36 protein-coding genes are annotated in these 21,493 nt (G+C 51.5%); 1 reads left to right on the plus strand and 35 read right to left on the minus strand.

Features of this window, described 5'->3' with window-relative positions; all coding sequences use genetic code 11:
- Positions 1 to 118 precede the first annotated feature (118 nt).
- From C557_RS0112300 to C557_RS0112395, 20 genes are all read right to left on the minus strand, one after another.
- Positions 119 to 646: a membrane lipoprotein lipid attachment site-containing protein gene (locus C557_RS0112300; RefSeq protein WP_018752172.1), complete on the minus strand. Its 528-nt coding sequence runs from the start codon at positions 644 to 646 to the stop codon at positions 119 to 121.
- A gap of 51 nt (positions 647 to 697) precedes the next feature.
- Positions 698 to 865, minus strand: coding sequence for a hypothetical protein (locus tag C557_RS24975; RefSeq protein ID WP_154656224.1), 168 nt, complete (start codon positions 863 to 865; stop codon positions 698 to 700).
- 23 nt (positions 866 to 888) lie between these two features.
- Positions 889 to 1,323: a phage tail assembly chaperone gene (locus C557_RS0112310; protein WP_018752173.1), complete on the minus strand. Its 435-nt coding sequence runs from the start codon at positions 1,321 to 1,323 to the stop codon at positions 889 to 891.
- Between the two features lie 30 nt (positions 1,324 to 1,353).
- Positions 1,354 to 1,818, minus strand: a complete 465-nt coding sequence (locus tag C557_RS0112315) for a phage tail tube protein (protein WP_018752174.1) — start codon at positions 1,816 to 1,818, stop codon at positions 1,354 to 1,356.
- A 2-nt stretch (positions 1,819 to 1,820) separates the two neighbouring features.
- On the minus strand, positions 1,821 to 3,137 hold the full coding sequence (locus C557_RS0112320) for a phage tail sheath family protein (RefSeq protein WP_018752175.1): 1,317 nt from the start codon (positions 3,135 to 3,137) through the stop codon (positions 1,821 to 1,823).
- A 1-nt stretch (position 3,138) separates the two neighbouring features.
- Positions 3,139 to 3,342, minus strand: coding sequence for a hypothetical protein (locus C557_RS23455; protein WP_018752176.1), 204 nt, complete (start codon positions 3,340 to 3,342; stop codon positions 3,139 to 3,141).
- On the minus strand, positions 3,342 to 3,746 hold the full coding sequence (locus tag C557_RS0112330; protein ID WP_018752177.1) for a phage tail terminator family protein: 405 nt from the start codon (positions 3,744 to 3,746) through the stop codon (positions 3,342 to 3,344). The genes C557_RS23455 and C557_RS0112330 overlap by 1 nt, the downstream gene beginning before the upstream one ends.
- Positions 3,747 to 3,756: 10 nt before the next feature.
- On the minus strand, positions 3,757 to 4,233 hold the full coding sequence (locus tag C557_RS0112335) for an HK97 gp10 family phage protein (protein ID WP_018752178.1): 477 nt from the start codon (positions 4,231 to 4,233) through the stop codon (positions 3,757 to 3,759).
- Between the two features lie 11 nt (positions 4,234 to 4,244).
- On the minus strand, positions 4,245 to 4,580 hold the full coding sequence (locus tag C557_RS0112340) for a hypothetical protein (protein ID WP_018752179.1): 336 nt from the start codon (positions 4,578 to 4,580) through the stop codon (positions 4,245 to 4,247).
- Positions 4,580 to 4,909 (minus strand): phage head-tail connector protein, encoded by a 330-nt coding sequence (locus C557_RS0112345; RefSeq protein WP_018752180.1) that lies wholly within the window; start codon positions 4,907 to 4,909, stop codon positions 4,580 to 4,582. The genes C557_RS0112340 and C557_RS0112345 overlap by 1 nt, the downstream gene beginning before the upstream one ends.
- Entirely contained in the window at positions 4,906 to 5,061 is a 156-nt protein-coding gene (locus C557_RS24980) for a hypothetical protein (protein ID WP_018752181.1), read from the minus strand. The genes C557_RS0112345 and C557_RS24980 overlap by 4 nt, the downstream gene beginning before the upstream one ends.
- Positions 5,061 to 5,984: a hypothetical protein gene (locus C557_RS0112355; RefSeq protein ID WP_018752182.1), complete on the minus strand. Its 924-nt coding sequence runs from the start codon at positions 5,982 to 5,984 to the stop codon at positions 5,061 to 5,063. Before C557_RS0112355 ends, C557_RS24980 begins: the two co-directional genes overlap by 1 nt.
- Positions 5,985 to 5,986: 2 nt before the next feature.
- Complete coding sequence (locus tag C557_RS23460; protein WP_018752183.1) at positions 5,987 to 6,577, minus strand: DUF4355 domain-containing protein; 591 nt, start codon at positions 6,575 to 6,577, stop codon at positions 5,987 to 5,989.
- Between the two features lie 169 nt (positions 6,578 to 6,746).
- Positions 6,747 to 7,742: a minor capsid protein gene (locus C557_RS23465; protein WP_018752184.1), complete on the minus strand. Its 996-nt coding sequence runs from the start codon at positions 7,740 to 7,742 to the stop codon at positions 6,747 to 6,749.
- Positions 7,742 to 9,103 (minus strand): phage portal protein, encoded by a 1,362-nt coding sequence (locus C557_RS23470; RefSeq protein WP_018752185.1) that lies wholly within the window; start codon positions 9,101 to 9,103, stop codon positions 7,742 to 7,744. Before C557_RS23470 ends, C557_RS23465 begins: the two co-directional genes overlap by 1 nt.
- A 13-nt stretch (positions 9,104 to 9,116) precedes the next feature.
- On the minus strand, positions 9,117 to 10,589 hold the full coding sequence (gene terL / locus C557_RS0112375) for a phage terminase large subunit (protein ID WP_018752186.1): 1,473 nt from the start codon (positions 10,587 to 10,589) through the stop codon (positions 9,117 to 9,119).
- Positions 10,590 to 10,610: 21 nt separating this feature from the next.
- Positions 10,611 to 11,180 carry a phage protein Gp27 family protein gene (locus C557_RS0112380; RefSeq protein ID WP_018752187.1) on the minus strand — a complete coding sequence of 190 codons (570 nt, stop codon included), beginning with the start codon at positions 11,178 to 11,180 and terminating at the stop codon, positions 10,611 to 10,613.
- Complete coding sequence (locus C557_RS0112385) at positions 11,177 to 11,491, minus strand: hypothetical protein (RefSeq protein WP_018752188.1); 315 nt, start codon at positions 11,489 to 11,491, stop codon at positions 11,177 to 11,179. The genes C557_RS0112380 and C557_RS0112385 overlap by 4 nt, the downstream gene beginning before the upstream one ends.
- Complete coding sequence (locus C557_RS0112390) at positions 11,491 to 11,760, minus strand: hypothetical protein (RefSeq protein WP_040676908.1); 270 nt, start codon at positions 11,758 to 11,760, stop codon at positions 11,491 to 11,493. The genes C557_RS0112385 and C557_RS0112390 overlap by 1 nt, the downstream gene beginning before the upstream one ends.
- Positions 11,761 to 12,106: 346 nt before the next feature.
- Positions 12,107 to 12,529: a hypothetical protein gene (locus C557_RS0112395; RefSeq protein ID WP_018752190.1), complete on the minus strand. Its 423-nt coding sequence runs from the start codon at positions 12,527 to 12,529 to the stop codon at positions 12,107 to 12,109.
- A 126-nt stretch (positions 12,530 to 12,655) separates the two neighbouring features.
- Here C557_RS0112395 and C557_RS0112400 point away from each other — a divergent pair, with 126 nt between their 5' ends.
- A complete protein-coding gene (locus C557_RS0112400; protein ID WP_169338229.1) occupies positions 12,656 to 13,045 on the plus strand; it encodes a hypothetical protein in 390 nt (129 codons plus the stop codon).
- Between the two features lie 54 nt (positions 13,046 to 13,099).
- On the opposite strand, the gene C557_RS0112405 is transcribed toward C557_RS0112400, so the two are convergent.
- The 15 genes from C557_RS0112405 to C557_RS0112480 all read right to left on the minus strand — a co-directional run bounded on the left by C557_RS0112405 (position 13,100) and on the right by C557_RS0112480 (position 21,320).
- Complete coding sequence (locus C557_RS0112405) at positions 13,100 to 13,300, minus strand: hypothetical protein (RefSeq protein ID WP_018752192.1); 201 nt, start codon at positions 13,298 to 13,300, stop codon at positions 13,100 to 13,102.
- A gap of 114 nt (positions 13,301 to 13,414) precedes the next feature.
- Positions 13,415 to 13,693, minus strand: a complete 279-nt coding sequence (locus tag C557_RS0112415) for a hypothetical protein (protein ID WP_018752193.1) — start codon at positions 13,691 to 13,693, stop codon at positions 13,415 to 13,417.
- Complete coding sequence (locus tag C557_RS0112420) at positions 13,668 to 14,081, minus strand: regulatory protein GemA (RefSeq protein ID WP_018752194.1); 414 nt, start codon at positions 14,079 to 14,081, stop codon at positions 13,668 to 13,670. Before C557_RS0112420 ends, C557_RS0112415 begins: the two co-directional genes overlap by 26 nt.
- Complete coding sequence (locus C557_RS0112425) at positions 14,074 to 14,700, minus strand: glycosyltransferase family protein (RefSeq protein ID WP_018752195.1); 627 nt, start codon at positions 14,698 to 14,700, stop codon at positions 14,074 to 14,076. Before C557_RS0112425 ends, C557_RS0112420 begins: the two co-directional genes overlap by 8 nt.
- The gene (locus C557_RS0112430) at positions 14,697 to 15,200 is read right to left on the minus strand and encodes a hypothetical protein (RefSeq protein WP_018752196.1); all 504 of its coding nucleotides are present in this window, start codon (positions 15,198 to 15,200) and stop codon (positions 14,697 to 14,699) included. Before C557_RS0112430 ends, C557_RS0112425 begins: the two co-directional genes overlap by 4 nt.
- A complete protein-coding gene (locus C557_RS0112435) occupies positions 15,193 to 15,456 on the minus strand; it encodes an AbrB/MazE/SpoVT family DNA-binding domain-containing protein (RefSeq protein ID WP_018752197.1) in 264 nt (87 codons plus the stop codon). The genes C557_RS0112430 and C557_RS0112435 overlap by 8 nt, the downstream gene beginning before the upstream one ends.
- A complete protein-coding gene (locus tag C557_RS23475) occupies positions 15,449 to 16,246 on the minus strand; it encodes an ATP-binding protein (protein ID WP_205621618.1) in 798 nt (265 codons plus the stop codon). The genes C557_RS0112435 and C557_RS23475 overlap by 8 nt, the downstream gene beginning before the upstream one ends.
- On the minus strand, positions 16,143 to 16,535 hold the full coding sequence (locus C557_RS24190) for a hypothetical protein (protein ID WP_018752199.1): 393 nt from the start codon (positions 16,533 to 16,535) through the stop codon (positions 16,143 to 16,145). Before C557_RS24190 ends, C557_RS23475 begins: the two co-directional genes overlap by 104 nt.
- Positions 16,525 to 16,872: a hypothetical protein gene (locus C557_RS0112450; protein WP_018752200.1), complete on the minus strand. Its 348-nt coding sequence runs from the start codon at positions 16,870 to 16,872 to the stop codon at positions 16,525 to 16,527. Before C557_RS0112450 ends, C557_RS24190 begins: the two co-directional genes overlap by 11 nt.
- The gene (locus tag C557_RS0112455; RefSeq protein WP_018752201.1) at positions 16,865 to 17,278 is read right to left on the minus strand and encodes a hypothetical protein; all 414 of its coding nucleotides are present in this window, start codon (positions 17,276 to 17,278) and stop codon (positions 16,865 to 16,867) included. Before C557_RS0112455 ends, C557_RS0112450 begins: the two co-directional genes overlap by 8 nt.
- Positions 17,275 to 17,742 carry an ASCH domain-containing protein gene (locus C557_RS0112460; protein ID WP_018752202.1) on the minus strand — a complete coding sequence of 156 codons (468 nt, stop codon included), beginning with the start codon at positions 17,740 to 17,742 and terminating at the stop codon, positions 17,275 to 17,277. The genes C557_RS0112455 and C557_RS0112460 overlap by 4 nt, the downstream gene beginning before the upstream one ends.
- Entirely contained in the window at positions 17,739 to 18,275 is a 537-nt protein-coding gene (locus tag C557_RS0112465) for a hypothetical protein (RefSeq protein ID WP_018752203.1), read from the minus strand. The genes C557_RS0112460 and C557_RS0112465 overlap by 4 nt, the downstream gene beginning before the upstream one ends.
- On the minus strand, positions 18,272 to 18,505 hold the full coding sequence (locus C557_RS0112470) for a hypothetical protein (protein ID WP_018752204.1): 234 nt from the start codon (positions 18,503 to 18,505) through the stop codon (positions 18,272 to 18,274). The genes C557_RS0112465 and C557_RS0112470 overlap by 4 nt, the downstream gene beginning before the upstream one ends.
- The gene (locus C557_RS0112475) at positions 18,502 to 19,380 is read right to left on the minus strand and encodes an AAA family ATPase (protein WP_018752205.1); all 879 of its coding nucleotides are present in this window, start codon (positions 19,378 to 19,380) and stop codon (positions 18,502 to 18,504) included. The genes C557_RS0112470 and C557_RS0112475 overlap by 4 nt, the downstream gene beginning before the upstream one ends.
- A complete protein-coding gene (locus C557_RS0112480; protein ID WP_018752206.1) occupies positions 19,377 to 21,320 on the minus strand; it encodes a transposase domain-containing protein in 1,944 nt (647 codons plus the stop codon). The genes C557_RS0112475 and C557_RS0112480 overlap by 4 nt, the downstream gene beginning before the upstream one ends.
- Between the last annotated feature and the right edge of the window lie 173 nt (positions 21,321 to 21,493).

Consider the following 21,493-nt stretch of genomic DNA (forward strand, 5'->3'; position numbering starts at 1 on the left):
GTAATGCGAGCTATGGCCTTCTGGGGTTTCAGTAACTTCTTGGTGATTCGGTCCCTAAAGTCAAAGACCGCCATAATTTTAGCCACTCATTACACCCCCCCAATAAAAAAGACTCCGGTTAGGGAGTCAGGTTCATAAACGTTTTCTTGTAAAGTTCCAAATGGTCACTATCTTTATTCAATACTCTTAGTACGAGATATCCATTAGTGAATGAACGATTTTGAGTTTTAGCTTCTCCCCAAAATTCAACATCTTCTTCATAAAGGGCCTGTGCTTCCTCGACTGTAGAAAATTCAAATAACCAAAATTCATCTTGACCACTCACTACATTATGGTTCTTAAATATCGCCTGCGCGATTAATCCAGGATAAGCTTCCTTATCGCCTTCATCCGTTTCGCGGTCTTCAAGTTCGTACTTATTAAGTTCCTCGAATGGTTTCAGAGCTTTACGGAAGTTTGCTATAGTTGCGCCGTCCCTTTCTGGAAGAGCGGCAGCTTCAGGCTCCTGCACAACAGGCTCTTGCTGTTTCTCCAGCGTAGGCTCTTCTTTAGCTTTGGCCGTATCAACACCCTGCAAGCTCTCGGCTTGCGTTGAGCATCCGGCCAGCAGCACCAGCGCAAAAAATAGTACAAATATTTTGTTCAATGTCTACACCCCCACACCATCATAAAGCAAGGCCATTGGCAAATTCAACCATCATTTTTTAGCTTTGGACTGGATGCGCTGCTGCTCCTTGCGCTGCCGATCCAACTCGACCGCCATACTCGCATACCAGAATGCTTTATGAGGGGTTTCCATATTCCACAAATCTACTAGATCGCGTGGCGAGTACCGCAGGCGATGTATGGCATAATGCGTATACACCGCCTCCCGATCCCCGCCGTCAATCAGTTTTTTGCGTCTTCCACCATTTCCTCGAAGTCGTCGTCAAGTCGATTGACACGCCGCACCGCATCCATCCAGGCCGCATATTCGCCTGGCACAGCCAATACGGCCTGTACCAAGTCAACGGGATCTTGAAGGCCGTAAGAGGCCAGCAGCTCCGCAGACTTAAATACGGGGAACACTGTGGATTCAATGCCTAGCTTGGTTGCGAAGCGGTTGTTATCAAAGGTTTCCGTTGCTGGCTTGCGCTTAGTGGCAACTGTGCGCTTTGTACATTCTGTGCGCAACTCGTCAATTCTGGCTGTAGTAACTGATTTAAAGACAAATGGAATCGCCTTGCCGTCCTTGTCTCGGTACCGATCCGTCACCACTTCCTCCAGTTCTTCGACAGGTTGCGCATTGCCCTTCATAAAAAAATCCATGTTACGTTCGGTCATATAGCATCCTCCTAATAAAATGTGGTACACCTAGCCAAGCACCGGATCGGTGAAGCTCTCTTGCAGATCATAGTCGTCAAACGTGAAGCTAATTTCTTCATCCAGCAGCGAGCTTTCTGTATCGAGCTTCGCCACGGTTACGCTGTCCAGGTTGACATTGCGCAGTACCGATGCCTGGCGCCCGATATTAGTCGTGCTATCGTCATTGATGATCTGAATATCAAAGTAAGTGTCAATGCCATCTTTAATGTACCGGAGCATGAGCTGACGGAAACGGCTTGTTGTGTAATAAATGGTCATTGTACCCGTGCCTGTCCAGCCAGCCGCCTTGCTCTGCGTACCGCGCTTACCCAGCACCTTGACCTCTTCTTTTTGCTTCTCTGCCGTTGCCTCAATTGATTTGACGTAGAACATTTCTTCCACCACGCCATCAAACGTTGCATAGGCTCGGCCCTCTTGACCCGATACAATATCCTTCGCCTGAAGGTATCCCATGTTTACACCACCTTAATCCGCATATAGATTTTCTCGACGCTATCCACGGGTTGGACAGACATCTCAACATAGACGCTATCCGATGCTGATCCAGCCAGTACGTTCAGGTCCGTTTGTGAATTAAAATTTTGGATTGCTCCAATACCCTGATAATTGGTTATTATGTTGGTCAGCTCCGCCCGCAGCAACCCACGACCGTCCGCATTGTTGCTAATCTTACCCAAGTAAAAGCGCTCGAAAGTGCTTTTAAAGTCGGTTGCAAGGCCGTCTAAAACCCGAATAACCCGATTTTTCGACCGCTCTCGCCCCTTAATCGGCGTGAAGCTGGTCAGGGTGTTAATGTCTTGCTCCACTAAGGCACGCCCCTGAGAAGGAACGAAGAGGAATTCTCCTGCCCGAAGAGCGGCAATGATCTGGCTATTGGTGTATCGGATATCTACGTCCACGGCATCATCATAAGCCTGATAGGTCAGGGATGCGTTGACGGCTGCCCCTGCGGTAGCTCCGGCCACCCAGGCCACGGCCTGCACCTTGTCAATCTTGGTTGTGTCTGCCAGCACTACGCCATTTTTGACGCTAATCACACCCTCATAGTCGGCGGCGGGATAATCAGGTAAGACAAGCTGAATCATTTTCCCTTCGTCTTCGCGCTGCCGCTTGATCCAGGCTGTATAAACGGCCTTCAGAGCAGCGTCACTGGACAGCAGCCCTACGGTGTTAAACTCCTGAACCTCAATCGCACCCAGGTACGCCGTATGATCGGCGTTGGTCACTGTGCCATCTGCGCCGCCTGCGAGTGGAGCGCCTGCGGTGGCCTCCAAATCTCCTGTGCCGCTGAAGGTGATCCAATCATTGGCTGCCAGGGCGGCAATGTCGGCTGCCGTCTGCTTATCGACTTCACGGCCCTCCAGTAGCGTCCGTACCTCAAAGCTGCCAGCAACGTCCAGGCTCTCCTGAATGATAATGGACAAATCATTGCCCCGAAGCCCGCCGTATTTGGCCGTGGCCGTCAGCTCACCGACCGTCACCGTTGCAGGCGTACCCGTGTTGAGACGATAAAGCAGCAGGGTAGATGCTCGTTTAAGTGCCTCCCGAACGGGCAGCAGCTCCGGCGCTGACAGATCGTAGCCTAAAATGCCGGATACGTCCTCACCAGCTTGCAGCAAGATCAGAGACTTGGACGGCCCCCATGAGAGCGCCAGCGGGAAGGTGACTGTGCCACGCTCACCGACTCCGGTCTGTAGGCTGCCGACCGATTCAAAGTTGATGTACACCCCAGGGCGCACTTTGTTCTGCGTTGTCCATGTACCTCCAGCCATGCTATTTCACATCCTTTTTGTTGTTCTCGATTTTTGTCAGGAAGCTTTTAACCGTCCCGGCTACCTGATCCGGTGTATAGGTCTTGCCATCGTCCAGCAGCGCCCTCAAGATGTCCTTTTCGCCAGGCGTAAACTTGGCGGAGGAAAGAAACTGCTGCTTGGTGTAGGCTGCTGGCCGTGGGCTTGATGATTTGGCGGTTGCCATTAAATCCCCTCCATGTGTTGCATTTTGTCGTATCCCTCCGGTTGCCGGAGGATCTGAAATTCGTACTGTATAAAAAAATGGAGAACACCATCTATGATCTCATGGCTCATGTTGCTACCCCTGATCAGGTCGTCCTCCACGTTGATTAAATACAAAACGTCATAAAGTTCTTCGGCCATCGCGTGCAAATCCCGGTTACGGGCATCAAAATACTGCACGTTAAAGCTGTGGTTGCGCCGAAATCTCCGATCCAGCAAGTGGGTGTGCGCAACCGGGAACAACTGCACAAAAAAACAAGGCTCCGTAAATCCCTGTTCAACTTCTTCGCCGTTGACCTCTATCGACACAAAGGCTCGGTCAAGCGCATCAATGACCGCTTGCCGCACAGTATTGACTGTGATCATATCCCTCACCTCAGTTAAAATGCTTGTCTAGATAGTCTTGCAGCATGTCATCCAGATAGGCAGGCAGCTCGCGCTCGATCTCTTCCAGGGAGATCTTGAGCATGAAGCGCCCTGGTACTCGGCCACCAGGAGGGCCGACCTGCATCCCGGTCTTGGCTCCCTTGCTGTACACAAAGGTTTTGCCTTGCCAGTACCCTGGGACAAAGTGGCTGCGGAAGCCATACTCCACGTCAGATGCGTATTCCAGGTCATTGATTACTTCGGCCTCCACGACATCCCCGATAATGCGGATCTCCCCAGGCTGCCAATGTTTGCGCAGATCCCCGGAGTTTACCGGAGTGCGGAGCTTAGCCCGGCCAATCAGTTCCTGCTGAAGCTTGGGGAGCAGCCAGCAAATGAAGTTGATTATGTCGCCCTCGGCCATCTGCTGAATACGCTCGGCCAATTGCTCCAGCTCACTCATATCCAGATACATCGACTTGCGCATAAGTAGCCTCCTTATGCCTTGGTTTCCCGGGTCAGCCCAATCTCTTGATGCGTGGCATAGACAAAAGGCTCCCCAGCTACATACCTACGTGTTTGGCCGCCCCGGCTTACATCAATCACACATCCTTGGGCGATGCTGTACGCCGGGCTGCAAAACAGCTTTGCGTCATACCGGATGTCATTTTGTACTGCCGTCTGGTTATTCTTTGCTAATCCGGTCTGACTCAAGAAACAGGGGAGAGCATCATGCAGCAGCTCAAGCTGCCGGATGGTTTCTCCCCCTTGCTTGCTTTTGACATAATGCCAGACCTGGGCGCGATCATTGTAATGCTTCCGGTGCCAGCTCATTACATCATCCTCGCACGGCGGTAATGGTTAAGGCGGGATCTGATATCCAGCGGAATGGTCTCCGCCGTTAATGCGTAGGTTACGCTGGTGTCCCCGATCTTTTCACTCTGGATGTTCGCCCGCTGTTGCCAGGTGTAGGCAGCAAGCTGCTCCACCAGGCTATTAGCTGCAGCGGGGATGTCCCGCCGATGACAATAGTCCTTAAAAAAAGCCTGGGCATCCTCCAGCCGCAATTGCAACTGGAGGTCCCTGGCTTCGTCTACCTCGGTCAATGGGATGTCCGCCCGGAGCTTGACGCGCTGGAGGGGAGTCAGTTCTTCCAGGCTCATTTCTCGGGTTCCTTCGGCGGCTGTTTGTCTGCCTTGGCGGGTTTTTCTTTTTCCTCGGTAGACAACAAAGTATAGCCCTGGTCAATGAGAGCATCCCGCTTGCTTGCGGATTCGGTCTGCTTAATGACGTTGAGACGTTTGAGGGTATACATTACAACGCCTCCTTGATGTTCGCCCGTACCGCAGCGAGCTTATTCTTAGGAATCCACAAGTCATGATACTTGCGGTAATCAATCTTCCAGGCGTGGGCGCTCTGGTTGGTTTCCGGGTCGAATACGCGCGGTACGTCCGTTTTGGAGATGGCAAGCGGCGCAGTCTTCGCTGTAATTAGCCAGTTAATATTTTTGGCTGTATCCGCTGGAGAAAAACCGCCTTGAGTTTGCCCGGCGGTTGAACCGTCATGGAAGATATATTCCGTCTTCATTCGTGCTGAAGGTACAGGCTTCAGGATGTGCCCATCCAGTGCCTTGATCTTCATATCGATCTCACCCTGCTTGAAGTTAACAACATCAATCCGCTTTTGAATTTTGTCAGAAGTGGTGAGAATGGACGCGATAGTAATCGGCAAAGTGATGATCAACTGAGCGCCTTCGCCAACCTCATCCTGCACCGCCGCAATGTCGGCCAAGAGCTTGGCAAGAATCGTGGCTTCTGTGGGGGAATAATCACCCACGGCCTTGCTGGCCGCAATTGCTTTGGATGCAATCGTGCTATAGCGGTAAGCATCCACCTCGGGAATGACCTTCGTCCGCTGGAATTCACCAAGCACCACTCCCGCCGTAGCAACAAAATTACTCTCGTCTACGTCCATGGCATCCAATGTAAAGGTACGGCCCCGGTCCTGTGTGAGCTGCTGTGTTTCCCATTCCAGGCTCACGCTACCCTTTACAAAACCTTCGCCCCGGTCGTAGTCGCCCAAGCCATCCATCAGGATAGAAGGAATCTTAACCTCACGGCCACCTGAATACTTGACCAGGGCGGCATTGGGTTCCATCCAACCGGATGTGGCTTCTTCAATTAACTGCTTATCCAGTTCGGGTTGAAAAATTTCTGCGTAGTTAATGCTGTTTGCCATAATTAGAATCCTCCTTTAAGTGCGCTTGCAAAAGATGATCTTGCTTGCTCGGAAGCGGTCGGCGCTCCTGCTCCGCCACCTGTTACCGGGGTTTTGCCCTTCAGGCGTTCCTCGACGGCAGCCTGTACAGCCTGGTCAAAGGTGGTCTTGAAAGTATCAATTCGCTTAGCGGTCGCTTCAGCGTTCTCGCCTAGGACAAAATCAGCGACCGCTGCGGGTAGGCCCTTTTCGGTGAGTGTCTTGATGGCTTCATTCTTCAGCTCACGGGTAGCCATCGCCTGTTCCTTTTTCTCCAGGTCATCCAATCGCCGCTGAAGCTCATACTGCTTGCGTTCATCCTCTGACATCTTCGCCAACTTCTCGGCCTCGGTCAGCTTGTCGGCCAGTTGCTGCTCATAGGCTGCCTTGGCCTCGGCCTTTGCTGCTTCGACCTGGCGGGCTGCTTCCTCCGCTGAAATGGTTGTCGGATCGGCGGCGGGAGGGGCAGCAGGATCAGCAGCGGCTGCGGGATCAGTGGCGGGTGGCGTTGCTGGATCAGTTGCGGCAGCACCGCCACCTTCTCCGGCTCCAGCGTCTGCATTGAAATTAGGCATAAAGAGAAAACTCCAGAATCGTTTATTCATATCGCAAAGTCACTCCTAAAATTTAATGGTATCTATGTCAACGCCGCCCCCAAGTAGTGGGGAGCAGCGGAAGGGTCTTTAATTACCCTTTAAACGCCTTTAATTTGCTTTACAAGATTCGACCCGGGCAATTCTGCCCCTAACTCTTAGAACGGCTTGTACGGCGTTTCTGGCGGCTCGTTTTCTTAAGCTCTTTAACCTTATCTGCTCCGTGCCGATCCAGAACATGCTCTTTATGCCAGGTATCGTAAGTCATGTTCCCCGGCACGTAGTAGCCTTTGCCCGTTTCGGCATCTCGGGCAAAGCGTTCTGCCGCCCGCCCAGCCCTATAGGGTATCGTGGTTGATCGGCAATTAGGGTGCATAGGTGGGTAGTTTTTTCCGGGCTGCGCCTCGTCCAGCGGGAAATGCTTGCCGTCCAGGCTCTGGCATTGATCGCTTGTGCGTAGATCCAGCGTAGCCAAGAATTGATATTCTTCGATGCCGCTTTCCTTGTACCCCAGCTTTGTTGCCTGATTATAAATATGTGTCGTCTCGGTGCGGATCAGTCGCTGCGCCCGGCCAAAGGTGGATTGCATCGATGCGGCCAACTGCTCCGACATTTGCACTTCGGGTGTCCCCAATAGTACACCCTGGTTAATGATGGAGCGCACCTTTTTGGCAAGCAGCCGCTGGTGCTTCCAGATCCGGCGGGAATAACTCTGCCCACTCCAGGCTGTGGATATAGCCCTGTCTACATAATGGGGAGTCAAGACGAAGAAGTTAGCCCCTGCGCCGATCCCCTTTTGTATACGAAATACAGCCCGATAGTATGCATCGCTGTAGACACCCGTTAGCGTCTCCTTGGCAAGCTGCTGCTGTGTGCCAAAGAGGCGGTCAAAGTCCTTCTCCAGCCGTGCCAGCAGCTCCTGCTGCCTGGTCAGCTTGCCCGTTGCCCGCTTACGCGCCTCGGTAACAGGCACTTTACCATCCTCGCCATAGGTACGATACCAGGCGGCAATACGCTGCTGGACCGTTTTCATTGCCCGCTCGTACTCCCGCCGCAGATCAGCCAGCTTACGCTCGGTATAGTTATAGGCCTTGGTACTATCGGCCAGGCTACGCTGCATCCAATACTGATCCGATGGGAGAGCCATCAGCCATCACCCACACCGATCAAATCCTCATTTACATTCCCCAGCTCATCCTCCTGCTGAAGCTCGTCCAAGAGCTGCTGAAGCTCCGCTGGGGCATCCTTAACAAAGGGCAACAGCTCCAGCAGGGTTTGCTTGGACACGCTGCCGCGCAGCTTTAAAATGACATCTGCCAGCTCGGCCAGGTTGTCCGTCATGTTGCGGTCAAATTTGACCTCCACGCTGGACGGATCAAAGCTGCGAGATAAGCGCAGATTGAGCTGACTGGTGATGAGCCGGATCTTTTTCCTGTAAGCGGGAAGAAATTTATTTTCCTTAATCGCTGCTAACTGCTCCAAGCCAATCAGCTTGTAACGGATCGCTACGCCGGAGAGATTGCCCGCAAAGGATTCATCTGTCAAAGCCGGGACTTTGGCAAGAAAGAAAATATCGTCACGCACTCGGTTTTTAAAATTTTCGACGGCGGTATCATTGATCTGCTTCACAAGCCACTGCGCTTGGCCTTGCTGATCCAGTAGCAGCACACGCTCTTGCTTAAGAGTGCGAATCGCGTCTTGATCGTCATCACTGTCACCCTCTGCCTTGACCAAGCCAGCCCCGGCCCCGATCAGCACCAAGTAAGCATCTGTAAAGTATTCAAAGTCATTGGCCGTGTCCGACTGTGCTTTGTCATAAGCGTCAATCAGATCAATGACATCCTCGTAATCGCCGCTTTGCTCTTCGTTATTCCAATAGACGATCATCGGCACATCACCGAAGTAATGCGGCAGGCGCTCCTGCTCCCGGTAGATGCTGCCGTTCTTGGCATATATGATGATCTCATCCTTTGTGTAGACCTCAGCATAGTGGCTGTTTTTGTTGGTGATCAGATCCCGCTCTGTCCAGATCCTCACGGCAAACTCCAGAAACTCCCCAACAGAAAATGAATACACCGGAATAATATCCTCCGCCGAAAAGCGCTTGAACCGGATGTCTGCCTGTTCGTTAAGGTACAGCAGCTCATAGGAAATACCCTTTTTAGAGGCTTCCTTGGCCGTTTCAAAGTTTGTATCGGCCGCCGTGTTCTGCTCCAGCACCTTCAGCAAATGCTCCTGATACTCTTCATCCTCTGTACTAACCCGGATTCCTTCGCCCATAAAATAACCGGTTGCCATATCTGTGATGTACTTTGCAAATCCATGAGCGATTCTGTTGTTCGGCTTTTCCGGGGCCAATCTCCGGGAGCGAATCTCGTTCTGACTTCTGTAATACCCCTCCAGCTTTCGATAGTGAGGGAGCTGACGGGAGCAGAACACAGATATAATTTTTGTCACCAGCTCATTGGTCGGTGCAGTGCCTGGCCGCACCTTGATACTTTCAATCATTCGTCATTCCCCCTTAAATCCCCAAACGGCGGCGGGACAGCACGGTAGCCTTACGCCGCAGCTTAACGTCACCGTTAACCAGTTCTACTAACCCGGTCAGCGTGTCCGGTGCATCGTCATGCTCGTTCTTGCCCTTGCGCTGGTACTTCATCACCGCTTTATAAAATTCCGGCCATTTCTTTTCCCAGCCTTCTGGCATAATAACCTGTTCCAGTACATTGGATGCGTTGACCAGGATGCGAGTCCGCTTATTTTTCGATTGGTGAAACCAAGTCACTTGACACTTCCGGTTCTTCAGCTTTCGCAGTTGACTCTCTACATTACGAGCAAAGCCCCGGCCACCGTTATTGCTCTCAATGGCCGCCTCCCGTACTTTATGCAAATCCAGCCTCCGGGCGGTCTCTGGCTCCGTGGTCTCCATGCTGTCCTCGGTGTAATAGACATCCTTGACATAGGCATACTTGTCAATCACGTCCGCCGAAATGGAGCAAAGGAAATCCGCGCCCATATCAGCGGTATCCGTGTAGTTAATGACTCGTTCAACGGCATCCTCGTCTACCACTTCATAGGTTTTAAAGCCTGTAGCGTAGAGACTGCCGCGAATATCAATCGGCTCCTGCATGTAGTTGGCCAACCAGATATGTTCATCCAGTGTGGCTTTTTTCATTAACAAATCAGTGGTTGAATAGAGGTCTTCGCATAAACTTGTGCCATCCTCTGTCAACGCTGGCATACGCAGCTCATAGCAGCGGTCCGGGAACTCGGACAGCAGTTTGCCTGCCAGATCGTCCGTTGCCCAGCGTGTTTGTATGATGATTTGTAACGCGCCGTCAAGCATCCGCGATACAAAGGTATTTTTATAAAAATTGAAATGTGCTGCCTTTACATTCTCATTGACTGCTTCAGCAGCGTTTTTAATGGGATCGTCAATAATGCCGATATGCCCCCGCATCCCGGTCAGTGATCCGTCAAATCCCGTTGCAAGGTAGGACATATATGACCCTTCCAGCGCCCAGCGGGTAGCAGCTCCATCTCCGTGCTTGATCTTCAGCCCCGGGAAGAAGCTGTTCACCACATACGACGATTCGTCGCCGTGGATCTCTTCATCTCGAATCGCTTCCCGTACTGCCTTAGAAAAGGTCTCGGCCAGCGTCTGATTGTAAGAGACTTCGACAATCTGACTTTTTGGATTTTGCCCGTAAGCCCAGGTTGCAAACATAACTCCGGTGAAGGATTTGCCAAAGCCCGGCGGGAGATTGATAATGAGGATGTCTATGGGCTTGCCTGTATTTGGATTCAGCAGCCGCTTCTCGTAGGCAGACTGTATGGTGTTACATAATACGTCCTGATACCTACGATGAGATTTAAAAAAATCCGGGTGTATGGTGTTGCAATACTCCCGGAAATTTCTTTTGCCCAGCGAGATAACGGTTTTACGTTCCTGCTGGCCGCTATTCTGTTTGAAGTCTTGAATAATGCTATTCATTCAATCCACCTGCCATAGCCTTTATACAGCCGACTGGCCGACCTTCCCCAGCGTCTCGTCCGCAATCCGGATAAGCTGTTCCACAATTTCCGGATGACTCGCTTCCAGCTCCGCATAGACAGCCTCCTTGAATCGTTTGTGTGCCAGGTCAAACTCGCCTCGCAGATCGGCATATACTTTGTCCTTATACGCTTTAGCCCGGGATAACTTGATCATCAGGTCAATAGCCTTTTCGGGCGGCAGATCATCCAGTTCTTCCTCAAGCAAGGCAATTTTTTCAGAAAGCTTGCCCACCGCAATCTGTAATGCTCCCTCGGTCAGCAGCTCGTCGTCCTGCGTGTTCTTGGCAATCTTCATCATCTCGCGCACTCGGGTCTGTGTCTCCATGAGACGGTTTGCAAGTTGCTTACTCTCAAGAGAATACCTTCCGATGGTAGACTTGGAAACCTCATAGCCTTGGTTCAGCAGCCATACGCTAATATCAGAGTAAGTAATGCTTGTATCCAGCAGGCGGCGATCAACCTCGTCGCGGATCTCTTCGGGCAGCTCGTAGACCTTGTTATGCTTGCGGTACTTCTTGTACTGACTCATAGCAAGATGTCTTCATCCTGTACGCTGCCTTCTACAAGCTTGATCCCCGCCCGGGTGATATAGATTTTGTCATTGTCGTCCAGCTCTCGCAGGAAGCCATCTGTGCGCCGGATGTAAGGAGGAGACTCCTTGTCACTGTCATCCGCCAGATAGTGCAGATGCTTGTCCAGATCCGCGCTATACGTCAGGCCATACTCTTGCAGACCCAGCTTGAGCTGCTTTACCGTCACGGGATCAGGGTAAAACATGGAGACGATCCGCATAATCTGCCCCCGGTACTGCCTGTTTTTAAGAATTTCACGTTGATCCACTAGCTCCGCCCCCCGGATAATTTAATAATCTCGTCGTATATCTTATCAAGCTTCCGGTCCGTTTGAGCGGTGGCCCTGATAAAGTCGTCTTTATGTACGTATTGGTCCGCTGCCAACAGTCGGAATGCCTGGAATTCTGCTTCTGTTTTATCAATCTGAGCTTGCAGGATCTCATTCATCTTGTCCTGCTGGGCTTTGTGGCTTTTGAGAAAAAATCCAATGATACCAATCAATGTTGCTAACGCAAACTGCACCAGCCAATCCGGCACATTCATTCCTCCTAATTACACTACAAATTCCCAAACAATCTCCGACAGGATAAAGGAAAGATAGTTCAGGAGGAATACACAACCTGTAAACCAACTACCTTCGCCGTATCGCCCGCCGCAACGTCTACTTGCTACTTGTGCTAGGCTCCGCCAAATACCCCTACTACCCATCCTGCCTATCCCAAGGTAGTGCTAGTATCCGCATCAACGCCATTCGGTACGTACCGCTATGCCCGATATGGGAGGCGACCCGAAAACCAAAAAAGACCAGCTCGGCCTGATTGGCTTTACTGGTCTATCGTACTATGGTATTCGGGGCGAAAAGTCCGCACTTTATTTTGGCATTTTAAGGGGGTAAAGCGTGGCGGGGAACAAGGTTTTTCGCCCGGAGTAGCACGAAAAGTTTCCCCACGGCTTTGGCTTTGGTCGTAAAGTACAACGTCCGGCCAATGTGTAATTCCTGCTCGTAGATCCGCCACGGTGGTAATCGCACAGGCGAGAGATAGAAGGCCTTAATAATTCGCTGCTCTGCTGACGATAGCTGTCTGATGCAGGACATTACCGCCTCATTATACGCTTTTGCCGATTTTGCATCAAGCACGTAATCGGCCACAACGTCCAACTGACCATCGGCAGCTAAAGCAAAGCCTAGTTGATACTGATCCGGCTGCTCGTTCTGGAGACGCTTCAGCAGTTCCTCATTCTCCCTGTACCGCCTGAAGGCCTCTTTCACGGTTCGCCATTCCAGCTTTTCCTCTGACATCTCCACGTGTTCACCTCCAATTACCAATTATTGATTTTGTTACATGTATTTTAATAATGTGTATTGATTACACTATCGTCGATTAAAATAATCCGAAAGAAAGAGAGCGTGACAGATATGGGAATGAGCTTAATGGGACCAACTAAACAACAAACAATTGATGAAAAAAGAATGTTTGAGTTAAACGTTTACCCCGGGTACAGATTGAAATTGCAATTTGGATTCAATGCTGGACATCACAATACAGTTATCGTTTATAATCAGGAACTCACGGAAGTGCTCAGAAGGGATAATCGGAATGTAGGGAATAGTGATTGGATTTCCGAAAAAAACACGGGTCAAAACCCAATTAGACTCTTTGTTACGGGGTGGAATCTAGATCCACGAGACAATCAATGGAAACAATCCCCATACAGAGAGCTAACAAGATCATATGATATGGCATTCGTTCAAGTGGGTTTTGAAGATTGGAGTGACAATGATTATGACGATGCAGCAGTATTAGCCCAAACTATAATTTAGTTTCACCTTCAGCGATTGAGTTAATGAAGTAAGCCCCTTGCGGGGCTTTTTTCATTATCCCCTTGCTGGCCAATTCCACTGTTCGCAACCATGACCTTGACGTACATTCAAAGCGTTGCATTGCTTGCCGAACTCGCTCCAAACCGCTAAATTCACAATTGCATTTTCTTCATCCATAACAGCTACTACAACTCCTGCAAGGATTTTCCCCTCCATGTCACAGTAATGTACAATACGTCCGATGCTAGGTTTCATAGGATAGTCACCCCCTATCTTTATGCGCGAATGGGCGCTAATTCATGTTCGCTCCCCAGAGCATCATCGCAATGATTGCGATCATCAGCATCACTACTATTCCGGCATCTTTTATCACGGTGCTTCACCTTCATCCAGTCCAGCGTATTCCGTAAGCAGGTCCATATCATAATGCTCACATATCGCACGGATGCCCTGGGCAATATGGTACTGCTTATTCTCAGGGGTACGGGCATCATTGGCCTTCTCGATGCAATCACAGATGCATTCAATAAACTTACGTTCATTCTTTGCCTCTTCGGCCTGATTCCGCTTCATGGCTTCGTATCTGTCTGCCCGATCTTTCAGGCGTTGGAAGCTCTCATAATCAACGGTTACTGTAGCGTTCTTCATTCGCTTCACCCGCTTTTTCCATTTTACTGACCATCTTTTTGAGACTCTCAATAGCCCGCCAGGCTTGCGCCCGGGTGAGCCATTGAGGGGAATCGACCTTGTAGTAACGGCGCAGGAAGGCCTGCAAGCGCTTGGGGTTATCATTCCAGCCCAGGGCCAACTCTAGCTGCTCGATCTTCCAAAGCATTTTCTTAGAGGCCCGATCCCCGGTATGATTCTCCGCCCCTTGCAATTGGCGCAGCGCCAGCACCACCCGCCGCAGCTCCTGATCAGTGCAATCCCTCATGCTAGACTTCCCGGTCTCCCGGTAGAGGACAGCACGGATATCCTGCTCCTGCATATCCAGCTTGCGGCCAATCGTCCAGATCTGCTTTTTAGCGTCACTCATATTCGATACCTATCGCCAATTCCTGCTCCACGGTGATAGATCGCTTGATTTCGTCAAGTTGGAGAGGTGTCAAATTACCGAAGAATGATTCCACAAGCTGGGCGGTGCGATACCTACGGATCGCGTCCAGCTCTTCCTCGCGATCCCCTTCAATCCCAAAGGCCTGAAGCACATCCCTGTCCTTGCCATACACACCCTTGAGGCGCTTGTCTGCTGCCTTGATCTGCTTTTCATCCAGGCCCAAGCCTCGCAAGACTTCCTCCACGGTAATGTCCTTACCATAATCACCATCTGCAATGGCGATTAAAGCCGCTTTAAAAGCCGTTTTCGGCTCATGCTTAATCTCTTCAGTGCGCTTAATGTGATCCTTCGCAATGTCTCCAACTGCCCTGTAAAGTCGTTCATAATTGTTGAGCGAGAATTTAGCCTTGTAGGTGACATTGGCGTGACCGCTCATACCGTAGATACGGCGATACTTTAATGATTTATTTTGCATCTCGGCAAAGGCATGTGACTGAATGCGGGCTTTCAAGGCCTCCAGCTTCTTCTTGCCAGCTTCCAACTCTTTCTCCAGACTTACCGCCTCGTCAATCAGTATGCGTACTGCATCGTGGTTCATATATTTATCCTCCTTGCTTTGGTAGGTTCCAGCATCAATATTTCATCCTCGCCCCTGCGCAAGAAGAGGGCCAGGCAATCCCTCTTGTGGAGCTTGTATACACCAAGATAGCCGCCGCGCTGGGCTACCCAGCTTTCAGCCAAGGAACGGCTCAGCGTGTAGCTGATCCAATCGGTTTCATCTGGTCGGTGCGCCCGGTAAACGGTGAACGTACTCGGAAGCTCCCGGAAGGCTGCCCACTCGCTAGGCTTCATGAGTGAGGTTTGACGGCGGGGCCGCATGCTCCGAAACAGCCGCCGCCACATACGCAAATCCGACCAACCGGAATAGCTAATCCACAGCGTAGACAGCATAAACCAATACCAGTAGCTGCTAAAAACGTGCTTGAGGTTGTCAAAGGCTACAATCGCCCCAGGCGTACCCTCATGCTTCAGTATGCTATCTATAGCCGCCCGCTCCTTTGCAGTGGAGCCTTTCCAATCAGGGCTGATATCATTCATGGTCCTCTCCTGCCTGTACCGCCATACTAGAGACGCAGGAGCGGCAAACCAACCGGCCCAGGTACGGGATCAAATCCTGATCAGCCTGGCAAAACAGACATTGCCCTTCCGTGCGCTTCAGTACGACGTCCCCATGCTGGTTAACCGAAACTTGGAATTTCTCCCCAGCAGCCAAACCATACTCCCGGCGAAGAGCCGAAGGAAGGGTAACCCCTCCACTACGATTCATTTTTTTATCAAATTTCACCTTAATCATCCTTTCCAGGCTTAGCCTTGGTTTTAATCTTCTGTGCCTTGCGCTGATCTGCACCATCACAAAGCACGGCATGACACATTTCAGTGATCCGACTTCCAACGCGCGCCCAGCCCGGTATCTGCTCCAGTATCCGCAGTTCTACGTTGCTGGTCAGGATCGTGGGTAGCTGCTCATTGTAACGGCTATTTAAAATCATGAATAGTCGCTCCGTTACCCAGGTAGATTCCCGCTCGGCTCCAAGGTCGTCCAACACGACCAGTTCACTTGTCTTGAGGGCGGCCAGCCGCTGCTCTCCAAGCTCCTTATCGTTCTTCGGCCGCAGCATCTCCATGAGGTCCGGCACACTGCCGCAGATGGCAGACCGGACTTTTGGCAGTAGGGCGCTCAGTATCGCATAGGCCAGGTGCGTCTTACCCGTGCCGGGCGGGCCGATAAAGGCCAGCCCGTTGGTACTCTCATGCCGGATCTCGTCAAACCGCTCGACATAGCGCACGGCCATGTCATAGGCGCGACCTTTGAGCAAGGCGGGGTCAAAGTTTTGAAGCGTCTTGCCCTGGTATCGCTTGGGTACGTGCAGATCCGCAAACAGCCGTTGCACGTTGAGCCGCTCCCGGCGGTCTGACTCACATTGGCACTCCTTAAAAGTCCAGGCATCTATCATGACAACGCCCGATCCGTCACAGGTCTTATATGGGCAGGGGGTCGTCGTCTCCAATGTATCTGTCATCTCCCTGGCCGTAGTTCCTCCGGCTCGGGACGAATTCCGCAACACTTGCTCCAGCTTTTGCACGTCTCGCTTCAGCTCCTTTCTCCAGCGTCCGCATGATGCCCTGGGTGTATTGTTCCGGCTTGTCAGGGTACTGCTTGATATGCAGCCGTAGGGCCTGCATAACGATGTCCACACTAAACCGCTGCCAGTACACCAGTTGCCTACGAATCACGCCAGGAGAGATTAGCCCCGCCTTGCGGGTCAGAGCGGTCACGGCAAAATAGTCTGCTATGAGTTGCACCTGTTCAGGCGAGTAGCCCAGCAACTCCTCCTCAAATAATTCCCGCTTGAATTTGAACTTAGCTGACATGAGCCAGCACCGCCATTTCAAGTTGTGGGCTGCTTTCTTCAGGAATCTCTCCAAGTTCCAAGGCGTAAGCTTGCCAATGTATCAGGGCAGCCAGTTCCAGCGCATCCGCAGCCAGCGCCATATGTCCGACTTCCTTCGCATATCTAGCAAATTCTGCAAGACTCAAGACAATACAAGCGGCCTCAAGAGCGCTCCAGCAAAATAAACCAGCACCGTACAAATTGTTAACCAGGCGTGTATAGACATCCTGGCGGGCATCGGTAATCTCCATCGCCCGAAACACCAGGCAGCTACGTATGAGCTGCACTTCAACTGTGACAAGCTCCATTTCAACCATGTTGCGCCTCCTTTGCTTTTCTGAATAGTTCCGTCAAATCCGTCCGAACCCGCGGGCGATAACAACGATCCTTCAGTACCCCGCAGGCCCTCACCGTGGATTGCTGGCACAGCCTAATCTCGCTTTCCAACTGCCTATGCTGCTTGATGTAGTCATACAAAGGTTTCAATATCATGTTTTCATCCTTGAAGCGTCTACGCTCCAAACGGTTGTTCCGAATATTCACCGCATATTCAGCAGCCTTTTCCGGGCTGATGTCCAGTAGCTCCAGAGCATGGAGCAAATCATTGCTCTCCTTCTCCAATTCCTCCATCTGACGAAGGTTGGCTTCGTACTTGGCGGGAACCTCAACCACAGCTTTCCAGATGCCATCCACGTAATTAATCAACACCCTGGCATCCGTCATGCTGGCAGCCTCCAATACCACAGGCGTTGCTGCCCTTTAGCCGGGATCGGCTCGGCCAGCCGCATAACCTGGGATATCTCCCAGGCAAAGCGTCCCTCGTCATACCAGCCAAATTCAAACTCATTGCCTTCGATATGCCTTGCAACCTTGCCCTCACTGTCGATAGACCCCGCAAAGGAATCCCCGGCGATATTGATAGGATAGACTTCCTTCAGCTCACCGATTGCCAAGACCGCCCCCGTGGGGAGGGTATCGGCGGTATAGCCCAAGTCAGCCAGTACACTGCGGATCGGTTCCCGTTCACAGGCTTCCCGATCCACGTGCTTACCCGCATGTATGGCGAGCGGCCCCCGGTAGTCGGTAGACCACCCGCGAGACTCCAGCCGCTTAAACTCCCAGGCTAACAAAGTAGCCCAGGGCTGATGCACCGTAATGGTCTTCACCATGCGCAGCTTCATGATCATTCTGCATTCTCCTTCCGGTCAGCCCCTGGAGACTTGGTAACGATGCACCTGATCATATGGCCGTTACCTGTCTGACTCTCGCCATCCTCCAGACGGCGCACCGTATATTTGTAAATCCCCGATATGCTGTACTTATGAGTAACCTCGGCTTCTACAAGCTTGCGGCCATCCCGATGATGTGCACCGCCCAGCAGAACGGCGGGAACGAGCTTCACCACCTTGACGATATCTCCAACATCCGCAGACTCGCGTTCTAAGATAACGGCCTTGGCCCGCTTGACCGCATCCCGTTTCAATGCCGCCTTCTGCTTCACAGGCATCTTTGACACCCGGTAGGCATAGCGGGAGATACGGACCGTACGCAGCGCCTTGTCATACTTGCCGCCGTTGTCCGCCATCTCCTGGGCGATATCCTCCACGGCCCCAAGCCTGTTAAACCACTCGAATTTATTAGAAGAGAGAGCTGCTTGAGCAGCCCCCCTTTGGTCATCGTCTGTATGTTGTTCTAGCAGTTCAGTGTTTACCTGATTCATGCACGTTCCTCCTTCTTAAAGGTGAATCCACGCATTAGCAAGGTTTCTTTATCGGCCAGGACTTCATCATAAATGTCACCGATACCTACTTTAAGACCCAGCCTAAGCAAATCCAGAAACCGCCTTGCATTGGCCTGATTTGGCACGATGCCCTTACGGGCAAAAGCTGCTTTAACCGCCTCGCTGCTAACCTCGACAGGTACATGTATCACCAGCTTTTTACCGTTCATACGGCTATACCCATCGTCCGAGCCATAGCCCGGATGCCTCTCACCGATGTGTCCCCGTTGTTACTGGCGTTGGAATAGACATACACCGCGCCCCGTAGTCCGTATTTGCTATGGCAGATGTTCAGCAGCAAGGACAGAGTTTCCTCATCCTGGGAGCCAAACACACGCTTTACATCTTCGGGGACAAACTGGTCTGTCAGTAGGTGCTTGCGCCAACCAATTCGGGAAAAGAGCTGGGCAAACTCCGCTTGCTGGCGGCCCACCATCTTGCTATAAATCATTTCATTGCCAATCAGCACTATGGCGATGTTCGCCGTCTCCTGGATACCCCGAAGGTTTTCCAAAGTTGTGAGCTTTAAATGCTGCGCTTCGTCAATGATGATCATCTTGTCCGATCCGCTCAGACGGTCGCATAGATCCATGTACAGGTCATCTATGCAGCCGCTCTTCATGGACTTGAGTTCCCGGCCCAGCAGCTTGAAGAATGATTTCGGATTGCCCAAGGCCGGGGAAGCCGTCACCCGGATTACGTCTGTCTTCCCCTTAGACCATTCGCGCATGGTCCGGGTCTTGCCTATGCCTGCATCTCCATAAATGACACTGATATTACGTTTAATCCGTGCATACTCAAGGGTCTGCATGACTTGCTGGGCAATCGTGGTGAGCGCAAAAGGGATGTCCTGCGCTCCAAAGGAGGTATGCCGTAGTTCCTCCTTCTCCAGTAGGTCAGCCACTTTTTTCTCAATGCTCTCCGGGTTCGGGTAATTCCCGGATAAGTACCGGGAGAAGGTGCTTTCCCCGATCCCGATCAACTTGGCAGCCGTGGCTTGTGACAAGCCATGCTCCTGCATATACGCTAATATTTGGTCTTTCATCGTTTCATTCCCCTTTCCGCATTTGCGATCATCCGGGACATATCAACCACATTATCCTCTGCGCCTGCGGCCATAGCTGGGCGATAGTTGTCCAGTCTCACCGGGTCAAGAATCTCCGCATCATAGGTCCGTGACTGTTCCGCTTCAATGTTAAGCTCGGATGCCCGCATCATAACGTCCATCATGGACGGCGCTTCTATATCCAAGTGGCTCTCCAGATAGCCCTGGACATTCTCCCGCTGCTTGCGCTTCATCGCTTCGTTTCGCTTAATGGCTTCCTTGTCAACCTCGCCGCCATAACCGCCAGCGTCCTTCAAGGTGGCCTCCATAATAAAGCGGCCTTCCTCGTCGTCCACCCGTACCGTGGATAAATCCTCGGGATTATAGCGGACAAATACCTTTTGCTTCATATAATGCATGATCAGATCGGCGCTGTAGTACCAAAGCTTGGTTTCGCCAAATTTGAGATAGACCCCGTTGCGGTCCACGCTTTGCAATCGAGCAGTACGCAGCAGCATCAGGTTAAGCTCTTCCTTGGTCGCCACTCGCTTGGTGATCAGGTTACGCTCATAGGCTTCATTACGGGTTAATCCATCCACTCCAGCAGCCGTGCTTGTTCTCGTGTTGTACCAGCCTTCTATGTATTTCCACAGGCTGCTCTCAATCTCTGAGCGTAGCGGGATGTTGTCCGTTTTCTTCAATACACCTTCCAGGCGGTGCGGCTTACGGTCCGGGCTGCTCCCGGTGTAAGTGAGGATCAGCTTAGAGAACTGCTCTGAAAAGGTCCTAAAAGCACGTTCGATAATCTTCGCTTTGGCGTTCGCAACCTTGGCATTCACCATCTTGACACCCATACGCTCCAGCATCGTAGCTCCATAGCCTTGCTTGTCAGAGGTCTTCCGCTTGCCTCGCCCGCCAAAGTCGGAGACAAGAAACTCACGGCCATTATCAAGGTAGACCCATTTCGGGATACCGTAACGCTCCACGGCTTTCCTAAACGAGCTAATGACCCCGTCCGAATTGGAGCTTTCACATACCGTGATTGCCATCATCTTACGGCTGCGTACATCCAACCAGGCAACCACATGGGGGCGATAGACACGCCCCGTGAAGTCGTCCCTGACAAAGATGTCCAGGGTGTGAAAGTCAGCCACCCAAACCTCATTGCTGTCCATCCATTCATAGAGGCGCTGCACAAAGGGCATAGCCTCGTCTTCAAACCGCTTTTTGCCAAATCTAAAATAGTCGATAACAGGCTTAGGGATTTCCTTTGCCTTGCGGTAAAAGCTGTCAACAGAAGGCAGCGGCAGCAGTTGAGGCATGTCCAACTTGGCCCAAGCCTTCAGCAGCTCGTAACAGTGCATGGTGGTCGGCTGTCCTTCATCCAGCCACCACTGAAGAAATACGGACCAGGCTGTTTCTGAAATTGTGGTCTTGCCTTTGTCGGCCCGATCCGCCCGGCCATCTGCCAGGGCAACCTCGCCATACTCACGGTACAGCTTCCACTTATGCCGCAGCGTTCGCTCCGTGAGAGGCATGTCCGAATTCCATCGGTTATATTCCTCGACAAAATCCTTCGTGCGCATGGTGGTCTGCTTCGGGTAATCAGAGATGTATGCCCGCCATTCCTCCAGCACACGCCGCCAATGGGCGGCCTGTTGGCGCTGGCGCTCCGTCAGATCTTCCAGGGATTTATCTTCTAGCCGCTCCGCTGCTGGGGCTGGCTTGGGTATATTGGCTACCTGGTGCTGCTGATAGTACCTAGCTTGTGCCTTGGCAGACAGGTCAGAGAGAGCAATGCGATACTCGTAGCCCTTTGCTGATGTTTGTGCTGGGATCTGCGTGGCTTTCAACTTGTTGTTCTGAATTTTCCTTACGACTGATCTTTTTGCTAAACCTTCAAGTTCCGCCGCTTCTGATGTACTTACTAAAACTCCCAAACGGCTCCCCCTTTCCAAAAGCTACTCTGGCGTGATATACTACCGTTGGTTTATTTCTTAAGAGTCGCCCTCTACGGCGGCTTTTTTCATGCCCATTTCCCTTTCAAATTTTGGTAGAATGTAAATTGTCGAGATTTACAAACACTCCCAATGGAAAGGACTTAAAGAATATG

Origin of the sequence: Paenibacillus sanguinis 2301083 = DSM 16941 (assembly GCF_000374825.1) — a bacterium.
GTDB lineage: Bacteria > Bacillota > Bacilli > Paenibacillales > Paenibacillaceae > Fontibacillus > Fontibacillus sanguinis.

Coding starts and splice junctions, on each gene's coding strand:
- C557_RS0112310 (WP_018752173.1), bottom strand. CDS start 1,323: ATGACCGAACGTAACATGGATTTTTTTATGAAGGGCAATGCGCAACCT.
- C557_RS0112315 (WP_018752174.1), bottom strand. CDS start 1,818: ATGGGATACCTTCAGGCGAAGGATATTGTATCGGGTCAAGAGGGCCGA.
- C557_RS0112320 (WP_018752175.1), bottom strand. CDS start 3,137: ATGGCTGGAGGTACATGGACAACGCAGAACAAAGTGCGCCCTGGGGTG.
- C557_RS23455 (WP_018752176.1), bottom strand. CDS start 3,342: ATGGCAACCGCCAAATCATCAAGCCCACGGCCAGCAGCCTACACCAAG.
- C557_RS0112330 (WP_018752177.1), bottom strand. CDS start 3,746: ATGATCACAGTCAATACTGTGCGGCAAGCGGTCATTGATGCGCTTGAC.
- C557_RS0112335 (WP_018752178.1), bottom strand. CDS start 4,233: ATGCGCAAGTCGATGTATCTGGATATGAGTGAGCTGGAGCAATTGGCC.
- C557_RS0112340 (WP_018752179.1), bottom strand. CDS start 4,580: ATGAGCTGGCACCGGAAGCATTACAATGATCGCGCCCAGGTCTGGCAT.
- C557_RS0112345 (WP_018752180.1), bottom strand. CDS start 4,909: ATGAGCCTGGAAGAACTGACTCCCCTCCAGCGCGTCAAGCTCCGGGCG.
- C557_RS24980 (WP_018752181.1), bottom strand. CDS start 5,061: ATGTATACCCTCAAACGTCTCAACGTCATTAAGCAGACCGAATCCGCA.
- C557_RS0112355 (WP_018752182.1), bottom strand. CDS start 5,984: ATGGCAAACAGCATTAACTACGCAGAAATTTTTCAACCCGAACTGGAT.
- C557_RS23460 (WP_018752183.1), bottom strand. CDS start 6,577: ATGCCTAATTTCAATGCAGACGCTGGAGCCGGAGAAGGTGGCGGTGCT.
- C557_RS23465 (WP_018752184.1), bottom strand. CDS start 7,742: ATGGCTCTCCCATCGGATCAGTATTGGATGCAGCGTAGCCTGGCCGAT.
- C557_RS23470 (WP_018752185.1), bottom strand. CDS start 9,103: ATGATTGAAAGTATCAAGGTGCGGCCAGGCACTGCACCGACCAATGAG.
- terL (WP_018752186.1), bottom strand. CDS start 10,589: ATGAATAGCATTATTCAAGACTTCAAACAGAATAGCGGCCAGCAGGAA.
- C557_RS0112380 (WP_018752187.1), bottom strand. CDS start 11,180: ATGAGTCAGTACAAGAAGTACCGCAAGCATAACAAGGTCTACGAGCTG.
- C557_RS0112400 (WP_169338229.1), top strand. CDS start 12,656: ATGGGACCAACTAAACAACAAACAATTGATGAAAAAAGAATGTTTGAG.
- C557_RS0112405 (WP_018752192.1), bottom strand. CDS start 13,300: ATGAAACCTAGCATCGGACGTATTGTACATTACTGTGACATGGAGGGG.
- C557_RS0112415 (WP_018752193.1), bottom strand. CDS start 13,693: ATGAAGAACGCTACAGTAACCGTTGATTATGAGAGCTTCCAACGCCTG.
- C557_RS0112420 (WP_018752194.1), bottom strand. CDS start 14,081: ATGAGTGACGCTAAAAAGCAGATCTGGACGATTGGCCGCAAGCTGGAT.
- C557_RS0112425 (WP_018752195.1), bottom strand. CDS start 14,700: ATGAACCACGATGCAGTACGCATACTGATTGACGAGGCGGTAAGTCTG.
- C557_RS0112430 (WP_018752196.1), bottom strand. CDS start 15,200: ATGAATGATATCAGCCCTGATTGGAAAGGCTCCACTGCAAAGGAGCGG.
- C557_RS0112435 (WP_018752197.1), bottom strand. CDS start 15,456: ATGATTAAGGTGAAATTTGATAAAAAAATGAATCGTAGTGGAGGGGTT.
- C557_RS24190 (WP_018752199.1), bottom strand. CDS start 16,535: ATGTCAGCTAAGTTCAAATTCAAGCGGGAATTATTTGAGGAGGAGTTG.
- C557_RS0112450 (WP_018752200.1), bottom strand. CDS start 16,872: ATGGTTGAAATGGAGCTTGTCACAGTTGAAGTGCAGCTCATACGTAGC.
- C557_RS0112455 (WP_018752201.1), bottom strand. CDS start 17,278: ATGACGGATGCCAGGGTGTTGATTAATTACGTGGATGGCATCTGGAAA.
- C557_RS0112460 (WP_018752202.1), bottom strand. CDS start 17,742: ATGATCATGAAGCTGCGCATGGTGAAGACCATTACGGTGCATCAGCCC.
- C557_RS0112465 (WP_018752203.1), bottom strand. CDS start 18,275: ATGAATCAGGTAAACACTGAACTGCTAGAACAACATACAGACGATGAC.
- C557_RS0112470 (WP_018752204.1), bottom strand. CDS start 18,505: ATGAACGGTAAAAAGCTGGTGATACATGTACCTGTCGAGGTTAGCAGC.
- C557_RS0112475 (WP_018752205.1), bottom strand. CDS start 19,380: ATGAAAGACCAAATATTAGCGTATATGCAGGAGCATGGCTTGTCACAA.